This window comes from Streptomyces sp. MI02-7b (genome assembly GCF_033793585.1).
Lineage (GTDB): Bacteria > Actinomycetota > Actinomycetes > Streptomycetales > Streptomycetaceae > Actinacidiphila.
Genome location: NZ_JARAWX010000008.1, coordinates 179,989 through 197,034, shown reverse-complemented (window position 1 = coordinate 197,034; position 17,046 = coordinate 179,989). Strand labels below are relative to the sequence as shown.

General features: G+C 73.0%; 18 protein-coding genes. 8 read left to right on the top strand and 10 right to left on the bottom strand.

Annotated features, from left to right (window positions below):
• Nucleotides 1-229: 229 nt before the first annotated feature.
• The 3 genes from aceE to PV364_RS15715 all read right to left on the bottom strand — a co-directional run bounded on the left by aceE (nt 230) and on the right by PV364_RS15715 (nt 4,576).
• Nucleotides 230-2,935, bottom strand: a complete 2,706-nt coding sequence (gene aceE, locus PV364_RS15725; protein ID WP_319660594.1) for a pyruvate dehydrogenase (acetyl-transferring), homodimeric type — start codon at nt 2,933-2,935, stop codon at nt 230-232.
• A 126-nt stretch (nt 2,936-3,061) separates the two neighbouring features.
• Entirely contained in the window at nt 3,062-3,685 is a 624-nt protein-coding gene (locus tag PV364_RS15720; RefSeq protein WP_319660593.1) for a GntR family transcriptional regulator, read from the bottom strand.
• Between the two features lie 90 nt (nt 3,686-3,775).
• On the bottom strand, nt 3,776-4,576 hold the full coding sequence (locus tag PV364_RS15715; protein WP_319660592.1) for an exodeoxyribonuclease III: 801 nt from the start codon (nt 4,574-4,576) through the stop codon (nt 3,776-3,778).
• A 69-nt stretch (nt 4,577-4,645) separates the two neighbouring features.
• Here PV364_RS15715 and PV364_RS15710 point away from each other — a divergent pair, with 69 nt between their 5' ends.
• The 3 genes from PV364_RS15710 to PV364_RS15700 are packed head-to-tail and all read left to right on the top strand — an operon-like array spanning nt 4,646 to nt 5,946.
• Nucleotides 4,646-5,158, top strand: coding sequence for a GNAT family N-acetyltransferase (locus tag PV364_RS15710; protein WP_319660591.1), 513 nt, complete (start codon nt 4,646-4,648; stop codon nt 5,156-5,158).
• Nucleotides 5,159-5,167: 9 nt separating this feature from the next.
• A complete protein-coding gene (locus tag PV364_RS15705) occupies nt 5,168-5,554 on the top strand; it encodes a PPOX class F420-dependent oxidoreductase (RefSeq protein WP_319660590.1) in 387 nt (128 codons plus the stop codon).
• Nucleotides 5,551-5,946 (top strand): (2Fe-2S) ferredoxin domain-containing protein, encoded by a 396-nt coding sequence (locus PV364_RS15700; RefSeq protein WP_319660589.1) that lies wholly within the window; start codon nt 5,551-5,553, stop codon nt 5,944-5,946. The genes PV364_RS15705 and PV364_RS15700 overlap by 4 nt, the downstream gene beginning before the upstream one ends.
• Nucleotides 5,947-6,022: 76 nt before the next feature.
• Here PV364_RS15700 and PV364_RS15695 read toward each other — a convergent pair whose 3' ends face one another.
• Both PV364_RS15695 and PV364_RS15690 read right to left on the bottom strand, forming a co-directional pair.
• On the bottom strand, nt 6,023-6,193 hold the full coding sequence (locus tag PV364_RS15695) for a hypothetical protein (RefSeq protein ID WP_319660588.1): 171 nt from the start codon (nt 6,191-6,193) through the stop codon (nt 6,023-6,025).
• 270 nt (nt 6,194-6,463) lie between these two features.
• Entirely contained in the window at nt 6,464-6,898 is a 435-nt protein-coding gene (locus PV364_RS15690; protein WP_319660587.1) for an ATP-binding protein, read from the bottom strand.
• A gap of 124 nt (nt 6,899-7,022) precedes the next feature.
• Between PV364_RS15690 and PV364_RS15685 the strand changes: the two genes are divergently transcribed.
• The 3 genes from PV364_RS15685 (at nt 7,023) to PV364_RS15675 (ending at nt 8,464) form a co-directional block, all read left to right on the top strand.
• Nucleotides 7,023-7,886: a helix-turn-helix transcriptional regulator gene (locus PV364_RS15685; RefSeq protein ID WP_319660586.1), complete on the top strand. Its 864-nt coding sequence runs from the start codon at nt 7,023-7,025 to the stop codon at nt 7,884-7,886.
• A 5-nt stretch (nt 7,887-7,891) separates the two neighbouring features.
• Nucleotides 7,892-8,131: a DUF397 domain-containing protein gene (locus PV364_RS15680; protein ID WP_319660584.1), complete on the top strand. Its 240-nt coding sequence runs from the start codon at nt 7,892-7,894 to the stop codon at nt 8,129-8,131.
• 114 nt (nt 8,132-8,245) lie between these two features.
• Nucleotides 8,246-8,464 (top strand): hypothetical protein, encoded by a 219-nt coding sequence (locus tag PV364_RS15675; protein ID WP_319660583.1) that lies wholly within the window; start codon nt 8,246-8,248, stop codon nt 8,462-8,464.
• Nucleotides 8,465-8,494: 30 nt separating this feature from the next.
• Here the strand turns inward: PV364_RS15675 and PV364_RS15670 are convergent, their stop codons facing one another.
• Nucleotides 8,495-9,658, bottom strand: coding sequence for a serine hydrolase domain-containing protein (locus PV364_RS15670; protein ID WP_319660582.1), 1,164 nt, complete (start codon nt 9,656-9,658; stop codon nt 8,495-8,497).
• Between the two features lie 236 nt (nt 9,659-9,894).
• A complete protein-coding gene (locus tag PV364_RS15665; RefSeq protein ID WP_319660581.1) occupies nt 9,895-10,953 on the bottom strand; it encodes an LLM class flavin-dependent oxidoreductase in 1,059 nt (352 codons plus the stop codon).
• 121 nt (nt 10,954-11,074) lie between these two features.
• On the opposite strand from PV364_RS15665, the gene PV364_RS15660 reads away from it, so the two are divergent.
• Complete coding sequence (locus tag PV364_RS15660; protein WP_319660580.1) at nt 11,075-12,622, top strand: MFS transporter; 1,548 nt, start codon at nt 11,075-11,077, stop codon at nt 12,620-12,622.
• 148 nt (nt 12,623-12,770) lie between these two features.
• Here PV364_RS15660 and PV364_RS15655 read toward each other — a convergent pair whose 3' ends face one another.
• Complete coding sequence (locus PV364_RS15655; protein WP_319660579.1) at nt 12,771-13,232, bottom strand: DUF5709 domain-containing protein; 462 nt, start codon at nt 13,230-13,232, stop codon at nt 12,771-12,773.
• A gap of 266 nt (nt 13,233-13,498) precedes the next feature.
• Between PV364_RS15655 and PV364_RS15650 the strand changes: the two genes are divergently transcribed.
• Nucleotides 13,499-15,526, top strand: coding sequence for a phosphocholine-specific phospholipase C (locus tag PV364_RS15650; RefSeq protein ID WP_319660578.1), 2,028 nt, complete (start codon nt 13,499-13,501; stop codon nt 15,524-15,526).
• A gap of 16 nt (nt 15,527-15,542) precedes the next feature.
• On the opposite strand, the gene PV364_RS15645 is transcribed toward PV364_RS15650, so the two are convergent.
• On the bottom strand, nt 15,543-15,914 hold the full coding sequence (locus tag PV364_RS15645) for a low affinity iron permease family protein (protein WP_319660577.1): 372 nt from the start codon (nt 15,912-15,914) through the stop codon (nt 15,543-15,545).
• 132 nt (nt 15,915-16,046) lie between these two features.
• Nucleotides 16,047-17,036, bottom strand: coding sequence for a hydrogenase expression/formation protein HypE (gene hypE / locus PV364_RS15640; protein WP_401973988.1), 990 nt, complete (start codon nt 17,034-17,036; stop codon nt 16,047-16,049).
• Nucleotides 17,037-17,046 lie beyond the last annotated feature (10 nt).

The window sequence follows — 17,046 nt, the reverse complement described above, 5'->3', positions numbered from 1 at the left end:
CGGCAACGATCACCGGCGACGACGCGACATCACACAAAGATCATCGGGCACGCGAGGAATCAGTGCCTGACGCCCCGTAATTACGACACCGGCTCGAACCCGGCGGGTGCTGGCCGGACGCAGTGCACGATCGTCGACAATGGGCGATCGACTCCGAAGCCGGATCTACCTACCGGTGCATGCGGAAGCCCCCGTGCGCGCCGGGCGCACGGGGGCTTCCGCAGGGGTGTTACAGCCCGTACCGCTCGCGGGCCTCCTCGACCGCCTCCCGCTTGACCTCGCCGCGCGCCGCCAGCGCCGCGAGCGCCGCCACGACGACCGACTGCGGGTCGACGCCGAAGTGGCGCCGGGCCGCCTCACGGGTGTCGGAGAGGCCGAAACCGTCGGTGCCGAGGGAGTACCAGTCCTGCGGAACCCACTGGCTGATCTGGTCCGGGACCGCGCGCATCCAGTCGCTCACCGCGAGCACCGGACCGGGGGCGCCCTCCAGGACCCGGGCGACGTGCGGCAGCGGTGGTTCCTCACCGCGCAGCCGGGCCGCGTCGTACGCCAGACCGCCGCGGCGCAGTTCGGTCCAGGAGGTGGCCGACCAGACGTCCGCCGCCACGCCCCACTCGGCGGCCAGCAGCCGCTGGGCCTCCAGCACCCAGTGGACCGCGGTGCCCGACGCGAGCAGTTGCAGGCGCGGCGCGTCGGCGGCCAGCCCCGCGGTGCCTGCCTCGCGGAAGCGGTACAGGCCGGCGACGATGCCCTCCTCGACACCGGCGGCGTCGGGCATCGGCGGCTGCGTCTTGGTCTCGTTGTAGACCGTGAGGTAGTAGAAGACGTCCTCGGCGTCCGGCCCGAACATGCGCCGCAGGCCGTCGCGGACGATCACGCCCACCTCGTACGCGAACGCCGGGTCGTAGGCGACCGCCGCCGGGTTGGTGGAGGCGATCAGGTGGGAGTGGCCGTCCGCGTGCTGCAGGCCCTCGCCGGTCATGGTGGTGCGCCCGGCGGTCGCGCCGACCAGGAAGCCGCGGCCGAGCTGGTCGCCCAGGGCCCACATCTGGTCGGCGGTGCGCTGCCAGCCGAACATCGAGTAGAAGATGTACAGCGGGATCATCGGCTCGCCGTGCGTGGCGTACGCGGTGGCCGCGGCCGTGAACTCGGCCATCGAACCGGCCTCGGTGATCCCCTCGTTGAGGACCTGGCCGTCCTTGGCCTCCTTGTAGTACATCAGCATGTCGCGGTCGACCGGGTCGTAGGTCTGGCCGAGCGGTGAGTAGATGCCCGCGCTCGGGAAGAGCGACTCCATGCCGAACGTGCGCGCCTCGTCGGGGACGATCGGCACCCAGCGGCGGCCGGTCTCCTTGTCCCGCATCAAATCCTTCACCAGCCGGACCAGGGCCATGGTGGTGGCGATCTCCTGGCCGCCGGAGCCCTTGTTCAGGGCCTCGAAGGCCTTGGCCGGCTGCTCGGGCAGTGCCACGGGGTGCACGGTACGGGCCGGGGCCGGGCCACCGAGGGCGGCGCGGCGCTCCTGGAGGTAGCGCACCTCGGGCGAGTTCGCGCCCGGGTGCACGTAGGGCACCAGGTCGGTGTCCAGGGCGCTGTCCGGGATCGGCAGCTCCAGCAGGTCCCGCATCGCGCGGAACTGCTCACCGGACAGCTTCTTCATCTGGTGGTTGGCGTTGCGCGACTCGAAGCCCGGACCGAGCGTCCAGCCCTTCACCGTCTGCGCCAGGATCACGGTGGGAGCGCCCTTGTGCTCGACCGCGGCACGGTAGGCCGCGTACACCTTGCGCGGTTCGTGGCCGCCGCGCGAGGTGTGGAAGCACTCGGCGATCTTGGCGTCGGTCAGCAGGCGGGCCATCTCGACCAGCGCCGGATCGGCGCCGAAGAAGTGCTCGCGGATGTACCCGGCGTCGCGGGTGGCGTACGTCTGGAACTGGCCGTCCGGGACCTGCCGCAGCCGCCGCACCAGGGCGCCGGTGGTGTCGAGCGCGAACAGCTCGTCCCAGGCCGAGCCCCACAGCGACTTGACGACGTTCCAGCCGGCCGCGCGGAACTGGGCCTCCAGCTCCTGCACGATCTTGAAGTTGGCGCGCACCGGGCCGTCGAGCCGCTGGAGGTTGCAGTTGATGACGAAGGTGAGGTTGTCCAGCCCCTCGCGGCCGGCCAGCGCCAGGGCCGCGGTCGACTCGGGCTCGTCCATCTCGCCGTCACCGAGGAAGGCCCACACGTGGGAGGCCGAGGTGTCCTTGATGCCGCGGTGGTGCAGGTAGCGGTTGAAGCGCGCCTGATGGATGGCGCTCAGCGGGCCGAGCCCCATGGAGACGGTGGGGAACTCCCACAGCCACGGCAGCCGGCGCGGGTGCGGGTACGAGGGCAGGCCGTTGCCGCCCGCCTCCTGACGGAAGCGGTCCAGGTCGGCCTCGGTGAGCCGGCCGTCGAGGAAGGCGCGCGCGTAGATCCCGGGCGAGGCGTGGCCCTGGATGTAGAGCTGGTCGCCGGAGGCCGGCCGCGAGTCGCCGGACAGCGCGGAGCCCGGTGCCTGCTTGCCGTGGAAGAAGTGGTTGAAGCCCGTCTCGTAGAGCCAGGCCGCCGAGGCGAAGGTCGCGATGTGGCCGCCGAGGCCGAGGCGGCTGCCGCGGGTCACCATCGCCGCCGCGTTCCACCGGTTCCAGCCGGCGATGCGTCGCTCCATCTCCTCGTCGCCCGGGAGCACCGGCTCGTCGGCGGTCGCGATGGTGTTGACGTACGCCGTCTCCAGGGGACTGGGCACGTCGAGCCCCTGGGCCCGGGCGTGGTCCAGTGTCCGCCGCATCAGGTAGGCGGCGCGGTGGGGACCGGCGGCATGGCTGACCGCGTCCAGGGAGGCGGCCCACTCGCCGGTCTCCTCGGGGTCAAGGTCGGGCAGGTGAGCGGGTGTGCTCGGCGTGGCGTCGGTCATCGGTGACCGCCTTCCAGGTGGTTCGGGGCGGGGCCGCTTTCAGCATAGTTCTGATCGATGATCGATCAAATACATGTGACGCGTGTCACGGAAGTATGTACCCGGAGAAACGCGCCCAGCGGTGACTCAGGTGCGTGGCGCGCACCCGAGCACGTGTTCCTTCACCAGCTCGCCCACCCGCGGATCGCCGCGCCGGAAGACCTCGACGACCGCCTGGTGCTCCTCGGCGTACGACTGCTGCCGGGTCCCCAGCCAGCGGATCGACAACGCCGTCCAGATCTCGATGCCCAGCGACTCCCAGGTGTGCAGCAGCACGCTGTTGCCGGACGCGCGCACCAGCTCCCGGTGGAAGGCGACGGTGTGCCGCACCTGGGCCTGCCCGTCCCCGTCCCGGTCCGCGGCGTGCAGCAGGGCGACCTCTGCCTCCAGGGCCGACAGGTCCGCCCTCAGCCGGGGGGCCGCCAGTTCGGCGGCGATCTGCTCCAGGCCGGCCCGCACCGGGTAGATCTCCTCCAGGTCGGCCGCCGTCAGATTGCGCACCCGGACACCCTTGTTCGGCGCCGACTCGATGAGCCGCATGACCTCCAGCTCGCGCAGCGCCTCGCGCACGGGCGTCTGGCTGACCTCCAGCTCGACCGCGATCCCGCGCTCGACGATCCGCTCGCCCGGCTTCCAGCGCCCGCTGACGATGCCCTCCACGATGTACTCGCGGATCTGCTCGCGCAGCGAGTGGACGACGGGGGGCGCCATGCGGACTCCTCGGGAACGACGGCGGATGGGGCAGCTGTCTAGACGATACGGCCGCCGCCCGGCCCGCCGCCGGTTCCGGGGCGCGGGCCGCTACGCGGGGGAGTAGGCGACCGTCACCGGCGCGTGGTCCGACCAGCGCTCGGGATGGGTGGCGGCGCGCTCGACGCGGGCCGCCGCGGCACGGGCGGCGAGGCCGCGGGTGGCCACGTGCAGGTCGATGCGCCAGCCGGTGTCGTTGTCGAAGGCCCGGCCGCGGTACGACCACCAGCTGTAGGGTCCCTCGCCCTCGGGGTGGAGCCGGCGGACGACGTCGGTCCAGCCGCCCTCGTCGTACAGCCGGGACAGCCAGGCGCGCTCCTCCGGCAGGAAACCGGCCTTCTTCTGGTTGGCGCGCCAGTTGCGCAGGTCGCGCTCGGTGTGCGCGATGTTCCAGTCGCCGCAGACCAGGGCCTCGCGGCCACCGGCGGCGCTCTTCTCGCGGAGCGTGGTCAGGTGGGCCAGGAACTCCTCCATGAACCGTTCCTTCTCCGTCTGCCGCTCCGTGCCGACCTCGCCGGAGGGCAGGTAGAGGCTGGCCACCGTGATCCCGGGCAGGTCGATCTCGGCGTAGCGGCCGGAGTCCTCGAACTCCTGCGAGCCGAAGCCGATCCGCACCGCCTCGGGCTCCAGCCGCGAGTACACCGAGACCCCGGCGCGCCCCTTGGCCGCGGCGGGGGCGTGCACCACGTGCCAGCCCCGCGGCGCGCGCACCTCCTCCGGCAGCTGGCCGGGCTCCGCGCGCACCTCCTGGAGGCACACCACGTCGGCGGAGGTGGCCGCCAGCCAGGGCAGGAACCCCTTCGTGGCCGCGGCGCGCAGCCCGTTCACATTCACGGTCGTCACGGTGAGCATGACGGGGACGATACCCGGCGGCGGAGCCTCTCCCGACGGGTGCGTTCCGTACGCACGTACGATATGCGGGTGCAGATCCGGAAGACGCGCTACGACCACCCCGACGCCGTCCTGCTGACCGCGCAGGTCCAGCAGGAGTACGTGGAGCGCTACGGCGACCCCGACGCGACGCCGGTGGACGTGGGGCATTTCGACGCCCCGTACGGCCGTTTCCTGCTCGGCTACCTCGACGGCGCCCCCGTGGCGACCGGCGGCTGGCGGGCCCAGGACGCCTCCCCGGACGGCTTCGAGGACGGCGACGCCGAACTCAAGCGCATGTACGTCGTCCCGCAGGCCCGCGGCAAGGGGCTGGCCCGCCGGATGCTCGCGGAACTGGAGCGCGACGCGGCCGCCGCCGGCCGCACCCGCATGGTGCTGGAGACCGGCCTGATGCAGCCCGAGGCGATCGCCCTGTACACCTCCAGCGGCTACACCCCGGTCGCCAAGTTCGGTCACTACAGGGACAGTCCGCTCAGTGTGTGCCTGGGCAAGTCCCTGCTCGCCGTCGGCCCGGCCTCGGCCACGCGGGCGCGGCCCGCGTAGCCTGGGGGCATGACCGAGGACAGCGCGACCGCCCGTCTCGCGGCGGGGAAGTACCTCCTCGTCACCACCTACCGCAGGGACGGCCGCTCCGTGCCGACCCCGGTGTGGGTGGTGCGCGACGGCGACGCCCTGGGGGCGTGGACGGCCGCCGACTCCGGCAAGGTCAAGCGGATCCGCAACCGGGCCGACGTCCTGGTCGGTCCCTGCGACGTGCGCGGCCGGCCGACGGGGGATCAGATGCCCGCCCGCGCCGAGATCCTGGAGGCGCGGGACAGTGAGCGCTACCGCTCCCTGGTGGCGCGCAAGTACGGGTTGATGGGCCGGCTCACCCTCTTCGGCAGCCGGCTGCGCCGGGGCCGCGAGGGCACGGTGGGTCTGCGGATCACGCTCGCGTGAGCACCGGGTCCGCCGGGTCCGGCCGGCCCGCCCGGTCCGGCGTCTGCACGGTGAGCGTCTGCCGCGACTGCTGCTGCGGCACCGAGAAGGTCCCCGGTGTCGATCACGCGGCGCAGTTGGCCGGTTTGGAAGAAGCGCTCGGCGGGGTGTGCCGGGTGCGGGTCACCGACTGCCTCGACGTGTGCGAGCAGGCCAATGTCGTGGTCGTCCAGCCGTCGCCCCGGGGACGCGCGGCGGGCGGCCGTCCCGTCTGGCTCGGTCTCGTCAACGACCCCGGCGCCGTGCGGGACATCACGGCCTGGGTGCGCGCCGGGGGCCCGGGTCTCGCGGAGCCGCCGGAGGTGCTGGAGCTGTACGCCATCCGTCCGCCGAACGGCCCGGGCGGCGGCTGACGCCGGCCTGGCGGCGCACGGAAGGGCCGCACGGGCGTCGTTGCCCGTACGGCCCGGAACCAGCCCTGGCGACGGGTCAGTCGATGCTGCGCAGGATGTGCAGCTCGTTCAGATCGTCCTCGTACCCGGCGAGCAGGATCGGCGCGGACCTGGCCCAGACGTCCAGATTGCGCACCTCCCGCTGCGGGTTGGGCTGATCGTCAGGCTCCTTGGGGAGCTGGTTCCGCTTTGACTTCTCGGGTGTCACCGCGCACTCCTTCGTGTCGGGTGAGCCGGACGCCGGGCCCGGCCGCTGCCGGACGCCTTCGCCCGGTCGGGCTGATGGGCTGAGCGGACGCGGTGGCGCCGGTTGCGGAACCGGGCGGGGGCCGCGGTGGGCGGCTCCTCCCGGGGCGGAGGCCGTGGGTGGTCGGTGCTCGCCCAGGGGCCGTTCCGTCGACCCCCAGCGTAAGCCCGCCTGGAGGGCGCCACCATCCAATTGGCCACGACGCGACCGCAGTGGGGTCGTTGCCGGGTGTCAGCCCGTGCGCCGGGAGGCTCCGCCGCGCGCGCAGACAAGGGTCGCCCACACGGCGCGGCCCGTACCGCGAGTGGGCGGTTTGACACCCCAGCCTTCGGCCAAATGGGCGACGAGGGCGAGTCCGCGGCCGTTCTCGTCGGCATCCGCCGCCCGGCGGCTCAGCGGACCGGCGTCGCCGCGCCCCTCGTCGACGATCTCCACGTGCAGCAGTCCCCCCGCGGTCCACAGCAGGCAGGCGACGTGCTCGCTCCCGCTGTGCAGTACCGCGTTGGTGAACAGCTCCGTGACGACGAGCCCGGCGTCGTCGCCCAGGGCCTCCAGGCCCCAGTGGCCCAGCGTCGACCGCACCTGGCGGCGGGCGATCCCGACCGACGAGGCGTGCGCCGGGAGGCGAAGCCGGAAGGTGTCCCGGGCGCTGAGGGCATGAAGCACACAGGTAACTATGGCCAGAGCCTGCACAGAAGGCAAGGGTCATTCTGCAAATTGCACAATCGCCAATACAGGGTGTCGGTTCCATTCCTGACATGGCACACTGCTTCCATGGGAGAGAGGGATCGTGGCTGAGGCCAGGGCCGGTGGAGCGCCGACCGTCCTGCGCGTCATCCTCGGCAAACGCCTCCACCACCTGCGCGAGAAGGCCGGGCTCTCGTACGAGCAGGCCGCGCGGGCCCTCGACGTCACCCACGCCACCGTCCGCCGCATGGAGAAGGCCGAGGTCGGCCTCCGCATCCCGTACGTGGAGAAGCTGCTCGGCCTCTACGGGGTGCCGCAGGCCGAGGCCGACGCCTTCGTCGACCTCGCCCGGGAGGGCAACCAGCCGGGCTGGTGGCACCGTTATCGGGACGTCCTGCCCTCCTGGTTCAGTGCGTTCGTCAGCCTGGAGGCCGAGGCGGGCACGATCCGCGCCTACGAGCCGCACTACGTGCCCGGCCTGCTGCAGACCGAGGAGTACGCCCGTGCCGTGCTCCGGGCCGGCAGCCCGCACGCCTCGGCCGCCGAGACCGAGCGGGCCGTCGCCCTGCGGCTGGAGCGCCAGGCACTGCTGTGCCGGCCCGACGCGCCGCTGCTGTGGGTGGTCATGGACGAGACCGTGCTCCGGCGCCCCATCGGCGGCGCCGACGTCATGTGCGCGCAGCTCGAACGGCTCGTGGCGGCGTGCGAACTGCCTTACGTACGGCTGCAGATCATGCCCTTCAGTGCGGGCCCGCACCCCGCGATGTACGGGCCTTTCCACATCTTCCGGTTCCAGGTCCAGGAGCTGCCGGACGTCGTCTTCACCGAGAGCCTGGTCGGCGCCGCCTACCTGGACGACCGGGACGACGTGTCCGTCTTCCTCGAGGCCCTGGACCGGATGTGCGCGCAAGCCTCGCCCGCACACAGCACCGCAGCCATCCTCGATGGCATCCGCAAGGAGATCTGACACACATGGACGACCGCATATACAACGGCATGCGTGCCCTGGACCTCGGAACCGAGGGCTGGCACAAGCCGTGGAGCGGCGGCAACGGGGGAAGTTGCGTGGAAGCCATGAAACTGGCGGACGGCAGAGTCGCGCTGCGGCAGTCCACCGACCCCGAAGGGCCGGCGCTCATCTACACGGACCTGGAGATCAAGATGTTCATCCAGGGCGCGAAGGACGGAAAGGCGGACTTCCTGCTGTCCTGAGCCTCCCGGTTGACGACTTCGAGTGAAAACGGCCCGCGCGGGCAACCGCGGTGACCAACGGGCCGTCTCCGGCGGTGATCCGCCGCCGACGGACGGGACAAGGGGAGCATCACTATGGCCGAGGACCTCGGACCGCTGTACGAGCCGGGCGTCGCCCACGTGCGCATCGCCGCGGCCGACGCGGCGACCGCCCACCGGGTCGCCGATCTCATCGCCTCCCGCTACCCCGGGACCCGCCCGGCGAGCGTGACCACCAACGCCGACGGGCTGGTGGAGTTCGCCCTGTTCACCCACACACTGGAGTCGAGCCCCACCCACCCGTACGACCACTGATCCGCGGACGACGCCGGAGCCGCGGCGGCCTCACCGCCCCGCGGCGTACCGCCAGAAGTCGCGCATCAGCGCGGGCGGGGTGGGGCCGGCCAGCTCCCGCTGGGTCAGGAGCACGGTGACCGTGCCGGTCGACGGCACGATGTGGGCCGCCGTGCCGGTGCCGCCGACCCAGCCGTAGCGGCCCGGCACGTTCCACGGCTCGACGGACGCGACGTCCACCGATCCGCCGAAGCCCCAGCTCTGGCCCTCCAGGAACAGCGGGCTGGCCTCCCGCTGGCCGGGCGTCAGGCGATCGGTCGTCATCAGCCGTACCGACTCCGGCGACAGCACCCGCCGGGCGGCCTTGCCGCCGTCGATGCCGCCGCCGAGCAGCATGCGGCCGAAGGCGTGCAGGTCGTCGGCGGTCGACACCAGTCCTCCGGCGCCCGAGGGGAAGGCGGGCACGGTGCTCCACTGCCCGTCCGGCGCGTCGACGAGCTGCAGACCGCCCGGATGGTCGGCCCGGTAGTAGCCGGTGAACCGGCCGAGGTCGCCCGGCGGCACCGCGAAGCCGGTGTCCTTCATGCCGAGCGGCTCGAAGATCCGCTCCGCCAGGAACTCCGGCAGCGACCGCCCGGCCACCCGGGCGATCAGCACGCCCTGGATGTCCGACGTGGTGTTGTACAGCCAGGCCTCGCCGGGCTGCTCCAGCAGCGGGATGCGCGAGAGCGCCGCCATCCACGCGTCCGGCTCCGCGACGTGCCGGGGCATCGGCGGCCCCTGCTTCAGCTCGGAGAACAGCGGCACGACCGCCGGGAGCGAGAAGTCGGAGGGAAACCCGTAGCCGGCCCGGGCGTCCAGCAGATCGGCCACGGTGATCGGACGTTCGGCCGGGACGACGTCGTCCACCGGGCTGTGCGGGGTGCGGACGACCACCGGCGACGCCAGTTCCGGCAGCCACTTCGCCACCGGGTCGTCCAGCGTGAGCCGCCCGTCGTCCACCAGCGTCATGACAGCGGCGGCGGTGATCGGCTTGGAGACCGAGGCGATGCGGAAGATCGAGTCCGGGGCCATCGGGGCCGGGGCCGTGCCGGCGATGCCGGCCGAGCCGACGGCCGCCACCTCGGTCCGCTCGCCGCGGGCCACCAGGCCCACCGCCCCCGGCACCGTTCCGTCGTCGACGTACGCCTTGAGGATGTCGTGCAGATCGGTCATCGGTCCACCTTCGGGAAAGTACGGTCGGGAAGGCAGACCGCCCGGGGACGCCGAACTCATCGGCCGCGGGTCCGGCGGCGGTCCCGGGCGCCGCCGGCCACCGCTGTCCCCCCGGGCCCACCGACACCGCTGGGAGGTGCCCGGTGCACGCGTGCGCCGCGGGGCGGTGGAGTCCTCCCCGGATGGGTGGCCGGGGAGCGCCGCGGAGCAGGCGGGAAGGTGGCGGCAGGGCCCGGCTACGCGGACACCACGCCCGTGCCCGCGGGTCGCCGGTCCGTTCCGAGGCCGGCCGCCCGGGCCAGCCGGCGGTGGGAGTCCAGCAGTGCCGCGCGGTCGTACCCGGCCGTGCTGACCAGGACCTCGTCCGCCCCGGTGCGTGCGACCAGCCCCGCGAGCGCCGCCCCGGCCTCCGCCTCCGTGCCGTGGATGCCACCGGCCAGCGACTCCTCGAAACGACCGCGTTCGCGGGCGGTCATGGGGCCCGCCAGGATCTCCGCCGGCGGCCCCAGCGGCGGGAACTCCCCGTGGTCGCGGGAGTACGCGGCCGACCAGGCCTCGGAGACCAGCAGCCGGCGTGCCGCCTCGGTGGTGGCGGCGACGGCGACCGGCGTGGAGACCACCACGTACGGCCGTGCCGCCCACGCCGAGGGCCGGAACTCGGCGCGGTACCGGTCGATCGCCGCCCGCATCCGCCCCTCGTCACGGCCCGCGATCACCAGCGGCAGCCCGAAGGCCGCGGCCTGCGCCGCGCCCGAGCCCGTGGCCAGGACGAAGGTCGGCAGGCGCAGTCCCTCCGGCGGCCGGGCGTGCACGGCGGTGCCCCCGCCCGGGCTGCCGGTGAAGTAGCCCAGCAGTTCGGTCAGCAGCCCCGCGAAGTCGTCCGCCGCGCCCATGTCCTTGCCCAGTGCCCGCCGCACGCCGTCGGTGAAGCCCACCGAGCGGCCCAGCCCCATGTCGATCCGCCCCGGGAACAGCGACTCCAGCACCCCGAACTGCTCGGCCACCACCAGCGGCCGGTGGTTCGGCAGCATCACCCCGCCGGTGCCCACCCTGATCCGGGACGTCGCCCCCGCGATCGCCGCGGCCAGCACGGTGGGCGCCGACCCCGCCAGTCCCGGCACCCCGTGGTGCTCGGACACCCAGAAGCGGTGGTAGCCGAGCTCCTCGGCCCGCTGCGCCAGCCACACGGTGTCCCGCAACGCCTGCGCGGGGTCCTGCCCCTTGCGCACCGGGGACCGGTCGAGGAGCGAGAGCCGGAAGGACGGCGGAAAAACGGGAAGCGGCGGCGAGGTCACCCCTTCTTCAACGTCCCGCGCGGCCCCGGATTCCCGCGCTTCGAGATCTTCGTACGCCACGCGAGGGCCGTGCTCGCGGGGTAGCCTCGGGGAAGACCAGCGGGGACGGCCGGAGGCTGCGATGACGGAAGCCGCGCGCGCGACGGGGCGGACCGGTGGGCTGACGCTCGGTGAAGCGGCGGGACGGTGGGTGCTGGTCGCCGTCGTGCTCGGGTCGGGCATGACCTTCCTCGACAGCACGGTCGTCAACGTGGCGCTCCCCACCATCGGCCGTGATCTCGGCGCCTCCCTTGAGGGGCTCCAGTGGACGGTCAACGCCTACACCCTCACCCTGGCCGCGCTCATCCTGCTCGGCGGCTCCCTCGGCGACCGCTTCGGGCGGCGCAAGATCTTCATGATCGGCACGGTGTGGTTCGCGCTGGCCTCGCTGATGTGCGGCCTGGCGCCCGACATCCACGTGCTGATCATCGCCCGCGCCCTCCAGGGGATCGGCGGCGCCCTGCTGACACCGGGGTCGCTCGCGCTGATCCAGTCGTCCTTCGCCTCCGAGGACCGGGCCCGCGCGATCGGCGTCTGGTCCGGCCTCGGCGGCATCGCCGGGGCGCTGGGGCCGCTGCTGGGCGGCTGGCTGGTGGACGCCGTCAGCTGGCGCTGGGTCTTCTTCATCAACCTGCCGCTGGCGGTACTCGTGCTCGCCGTGTCGTCCCGGCACGTCCCGGAGAGCCGGGACGAGTCCGCCACCGGCGACTTCGACGTGGCCGGGGCCGTGCTCGGCGCCGTGGGCCTCGCGGGCATCACGTACGCGCTGATCGGTGCGGGCGGGCGGCAGGCCGACCTGGCCGCCGTCGGGGTCTCCGGCTTCCTGGGCCTGGCGGCCCTGGCCGGCTTCGTGTGGACCGAACGGCGCAGCAGCCATCCCATGCTGCCGCCCGGCCTCTTCGCCAACCGTCAGTTCACCGCCGCGAACCTGGTGACCTTCGCCGTGTACGCCGCGCTCGGCGGCGTCTTCTTCTTCCTGGTGCTGGAGCTGCAGACCGAGGCCCGGTTCTCCCCGCTGGCCGCCGGCTCCGCGCTGCTGCCGATCACGATCATCATGCTGGCGCTGTCCGAACGCTCCGGGCGGCTGGCCGAGCGGATCGGCCCGCGCATCCCCATGACGGTCGGCCCGGCGCTGTCCGCGGTGGGACTGCTGCTGATGCTGCGCATCGGCGCCGACGCCTCGTACGTGGCCGACGTCCTGCCGGCGGTGTGCGTCTTCGGGCTCGGCCTCGCCTGCACGGTGGCCCCGCTGACCGCGACCGTGCTGGGGGCGGCCGACGTACGGCACGCGGGCACCGCCTCCGGTGTGAACAACGCCGTCGCCCGGGCGGCGGGCCTGCTGTCGGTGGCGGCCCTGCCGCTGATGGTGGGACTGTCCGGTGACGACTACGAGAACCCGGCGGCCTTCGGGCACGGCTTCCGCCTCGCCGTCCTGATCTGCGCCGGGCTGCTCGTGGTGGGATCCGTGCTGGCGTGGACCTTCATCAGCTCCGACGTGCTGAAGGAGACCCCGGAGGAGCCGGAGAAGGAGCTGCCGCCGCTCCACCACCACTGTGCGATCGTGGCCCCGCCGCTCCAGTGCAACGCGGCGGGGGCGCCGTCGCCCCCGTCCTCCCGGCCGGAATCCTGATCGGGCCGGCGCGCGCACCGGCCCCTGGTCCTGCCGTCACGCTCGCTCCCCGCCCCGCGAAGCACCGCACGTGACGGCACGTCCCCCGGCGGTGGCCGGGGGAACCAGTGCGACGACAGGGGCCAGGGAGATCAGGGCCCGGGGGCGATCAGTACTCGTCGGCGCCCCGTACGAGGTGCATCGCGGCCTCCTCGGCGGAGGCGGCGGCCCCGTCGACACCGATGTCGTACGCGACCAGGCCCTCGGTCTCGTAGTGCGCGCCCTCGTCCGGGGCGACCAGCCGGCCCGCGCGCGGCCCGCCGACCTCGTCGTCGATCAGCTCACCGTCGGTGTCCCAGGCGTCACCGATACCGTCACCGGTCGGGACGGCCAGGTCCGGAAGCTCCTCGGCCAGACGTTCGTCCAGCGTCTCCCCCCGCAGGCGGCCTTCCGCGGTGGTGGCCGCCTTGTTCACCGCCCAGGGCCGCTCCGGCGGCGAGTAGCCCTCGTCGAGCACCTGGTCCACGCCGTGGTAGTCCAGCGTGTCCTCGGGCTCCAGCAACCCGGCGTCGTCCTGCACCTCGGACCCGTCCGGCTGGTAGACCTCATCACCCATGTCGTTGTCGCTCATGTCCGTCTCCTCGCTCACGCGCCGCCACCACCGACGTCGGCGCGCCGCCTCGCGGGCCGCGTGCCCCCTCTGCCTCCAAGACTCTTCCGTTCGGACGCCGAACGCCACCCGAAAGCGGGAAAAAGCCCGGTCGAGGCGGTGTTCCCCGGACATTCACCCGGCGGACCGGTGCCCGCCGCCGCGAACCCCTGGTCCCTTCCGCCGCCCGGCGGCACCCTTGCCTGCGATCACACGCACCTGACGTCGAGTCGACAAGGATCGGTGGGATGACGGGTATCAGTCGCCGGAAGTTCGTGGCCCTGTCCGCGGGGGCGGCCGCGGGGGCCGCCGTCACGCAGACGGGCGCCGCGGCGCCGCAGCAGCAGGCGGCAGCCGCCGCCGGCACCATCGCCGATGTACGGCACGTGGTCGTGCTGATGCAGGAGAACCGCAGCTTCGACCACTACTTCGGGACGCTGGGGGGTGTGCGCGGCTTCGGCGACCGGGCCGCCATCACCCTGTCCGGCGGCCAGTCGGTCTTCAACCAGCCGAACGGCACCGGACGGCAGTACCCCTGGCGGCTCAGCGCCACGCCCGCCGCCGGCGGCGCCGACCCCGAGACGCTCGCCCAGTGCAACGGCGACCTGCCGCACAGCTGGTCCTCCCAGCACGCCGCCTGGAACAAGGGCGCCCTGGACTCCTGGGTCTCCGGCGTCGGCAACGTGCGCTCCCTCGGCCACCTCACCCGGGCCGACATCCCCTTCCACTACGCCCTCGCGGACGCCTACACCATCTGCGACGCCTACTACTCCTCCACCCTGAGCGCGACCGGACCCAACCGGACGTACCTGTGGAGCGGGAAGGTCGACTCCTCCAGCCACGACGGCGGCGACGAGTCGGGCCTGGCCTGGCAGACGTACGCCGAGGCCCTGCAGAACGCCGGGGTGAGCTGGCGGGTCTACCAGAACGCCGACGACAACTACGGCGACAACGGCCTGGCGTACTTCAAGCAGTTCACCCAGGCCGCCGCGGGCACCCCGCTGCACGACCGCGGCATGGCCTCAGTCCCGCGCACGACCGGCTCGACGCCGGACGACATCGTGGCCGCCGTCAAGGCCGACGTGCTGGCCGGCACCCTGCCCCAGGTCTCGTGGATCGTCCCCAACCAGGCCTTCTCCGAGCACCCCTACGCCCCGCCCGGCGACGGCGCGCACTTCGTGCACCAGGTGCTCCAGGCCCTGAGCGCGAACCCGGCGGTCTTCGACTCGACCGTGCTCTTCCTCAACTACGACGAGAACGACGGCTACTTCGACCACGTCCCGCCGCCGTCCCCGCCCGCCGGCACGGCCGGCGAGTTCCTGAACGGCACGCCCTACGGGCTGGGCTTCCGCGTCCCGATGATCGTCGTCTCGCCCTGGACGCGCGGCGGCTGGGTGTCCTCCGAGGTCTACGACCACACCTCCGTCATCCGCTTCATGGAACGCTGGACCGCGGCCCTGGGCACGCCCGCCACCAGCCCCAACATCAGCGCCTGGCGCCGCAAGGTGACCGGCGACCTGACCCGCTGCTTCGACTTCACCGCGCCGGTCACCGGACTGCCCGCGCTGCCCGCGACATCCGTCATCGGCATCGACACCTGTGCCCCCCTGCCCAACCCCAGGCCCACCACCAACGCGCTGCCCGTGCAGGAGGCGGGCACCCGGCCCGCCCGCGCCCTGCCCTACCAGCCGAACGGCCACCTGGACCGGCTGGAGTTCGGCAGCGGCGGCTCGATCCTGGCCTGGATCGCCATGAGCAACCAGGGTGCCCAGGCCACCGGCGCCGCGCACTTCTCCGTCCACCCCAACGCCTACCGCAGCCGCGTGCCCTGGCAGTACACGATCGACGCGGGCGGGACCGGCAGCGACTACTTCAACATCGGCTCCGGCTACGGCGACGGCAAGTACGACCTGACCCTCGTCGGCCCCAACCGCTTCCTGCGCCGCTTCACCGGGGACGCCAAGGCGGCCGGCAAGGCCTGCGAGGTCGTCCCGACCTACGCGGCCGCGCCCGACACGGGCAAGCAGGCGGTCTGGTTCCGCATGACCAACACCTCCGCCGCCGCCGTCACCTTCACCATCAGGGCGAACCAGTACCGCACCGACGGCCCCTGGACCTACACCGTTCCCGCCGGCGGCAGCACCGACGACTTCTTCAACGCCGTCGCGTACTCCTCGGGCTGGTACGACTTCACGGTCACGATCGGCTCCGACGCGTCCTGGTCGCGCCGCTTCACCGGCCACCTGGAGACCGGCGCCGCGAGCGTCACCGGCTGATCCGTCCCGGGGCCCGTCAGGCCTCCTCGTGGATGCCGATCACCTTGCGCAACGCGTCGCGCGCCTCGTGCGAGCTGCCGCCCTGCTCCAGCAGGGCGGCGGCGATCGCGTCCAGCTTGGTCTGCAGGGCGTGCTCGGCGCGGCGCTCGGAGTTCTTCAGCAGCGCCAGCAGGAGCAGGGTGACCGCCGTCATCAGGTCCGCCGCGAACAACTGCCAGTTCAGCGGCAGCCCGAGGACGTGGACGACGACGAAGGCGGACACCATGACGACGCACACCCCGTAGAAGGCGGGGGAGGCCGTGAAGTTCGAGGCCCCCTCCGCCAGTTGCTCGAAGCGGCCGCCGCGGCCGCGTTCGTCGGTGCGTTCCACCGGGTGCTGGAAGGTCATCGCGTCCTCCTCGGGCGTCGGGTGCGGCGGGGCCGCGTCCTGCATCCCTGCTGCCCCGGACGGCCGGGCGCACCCCTGCCGGTGGGCACGGCCGGGTGCGGGGGCCCCGCACCCGGCCGCGCCGGTGAGGAGTCAGCAGATCCGGGGGAGTTGTTCGCCCAGTGGAAGATCGACCACCCGGGTGCCGCCGAGTCCGGTGCGCGCGACCACCATGCCCGCGTGGTCCTCGACGCACTCGCCGATCACGGCCGCCCGGGTCCCCAGCGGGTGCGCGCGCAGAGCCGCCAGCACCGCGTCGGCATGGGCCCGGGGGACGAAGGCCACGAGTTTGCCCTCGTTCGCCGCGTACCACGGGTCCAGGCCGAGCACCGCGCACGCGTTGGCGACCGGGGAGGGCACGGGCACCGCGCGCTCCTCGACGACGACGCCGACCCCGGAGGCGGCGGCGATCTCGTTGAGCGCGGCGGCGAGCCCGCCCCGGGTGGGGTCGCGCAGCACATGCAGATCGGTCGTCACCGCGAGCATCGCCTCGACGAGACCGTTCAGCGGAGCGCAGTCGCTCTCGATCTCGACGTCGAACTCCAGCCCCTCGCGGACGCTCATGACGGCGACGCCGTGCGCGCCGATCTCCCCGCTGACGATGACGACGTCGCCCGGCTCCGCGCGCTGCGGCCGGATGTCGACCCCCTCGGGGACCAGGCCGATGCCCGCGGTGTTGATGTAGATCCCGTCGCCGTGGCCGGACTCGACGACCTTGGTGTCCCCGGTGACGATCTCGACCCCGGCGGTCCGCGCGGCCGCGCCGATCGCCTCGGCGACCCGGGCGACCAGCGGCATCTCCACACCCTCCTCCAAAATGAACCCGCAGGACAGGAAGGCCGGACGGGCGCCGCTCATCGCGAGGTCGTTGACCGTGCCGTTGACGGCCAGGTCCCCGATGCTGCCGCCGGGGAAGAACAGCGGCCGCACCACGTACGAGTCGGTGGAGAACGCCAGCCGTGCCCCGCCGAGCGGCACCACCGCGGAGTCGGCGAGCTGGGCCAGCACGGGCCCGCCGAAGGCCGGGGCGAAGACGTGCCGGACGAGTTCGGCCGACAGCGTCCCACCGCCGCCGTGCCCCATCACCACACGG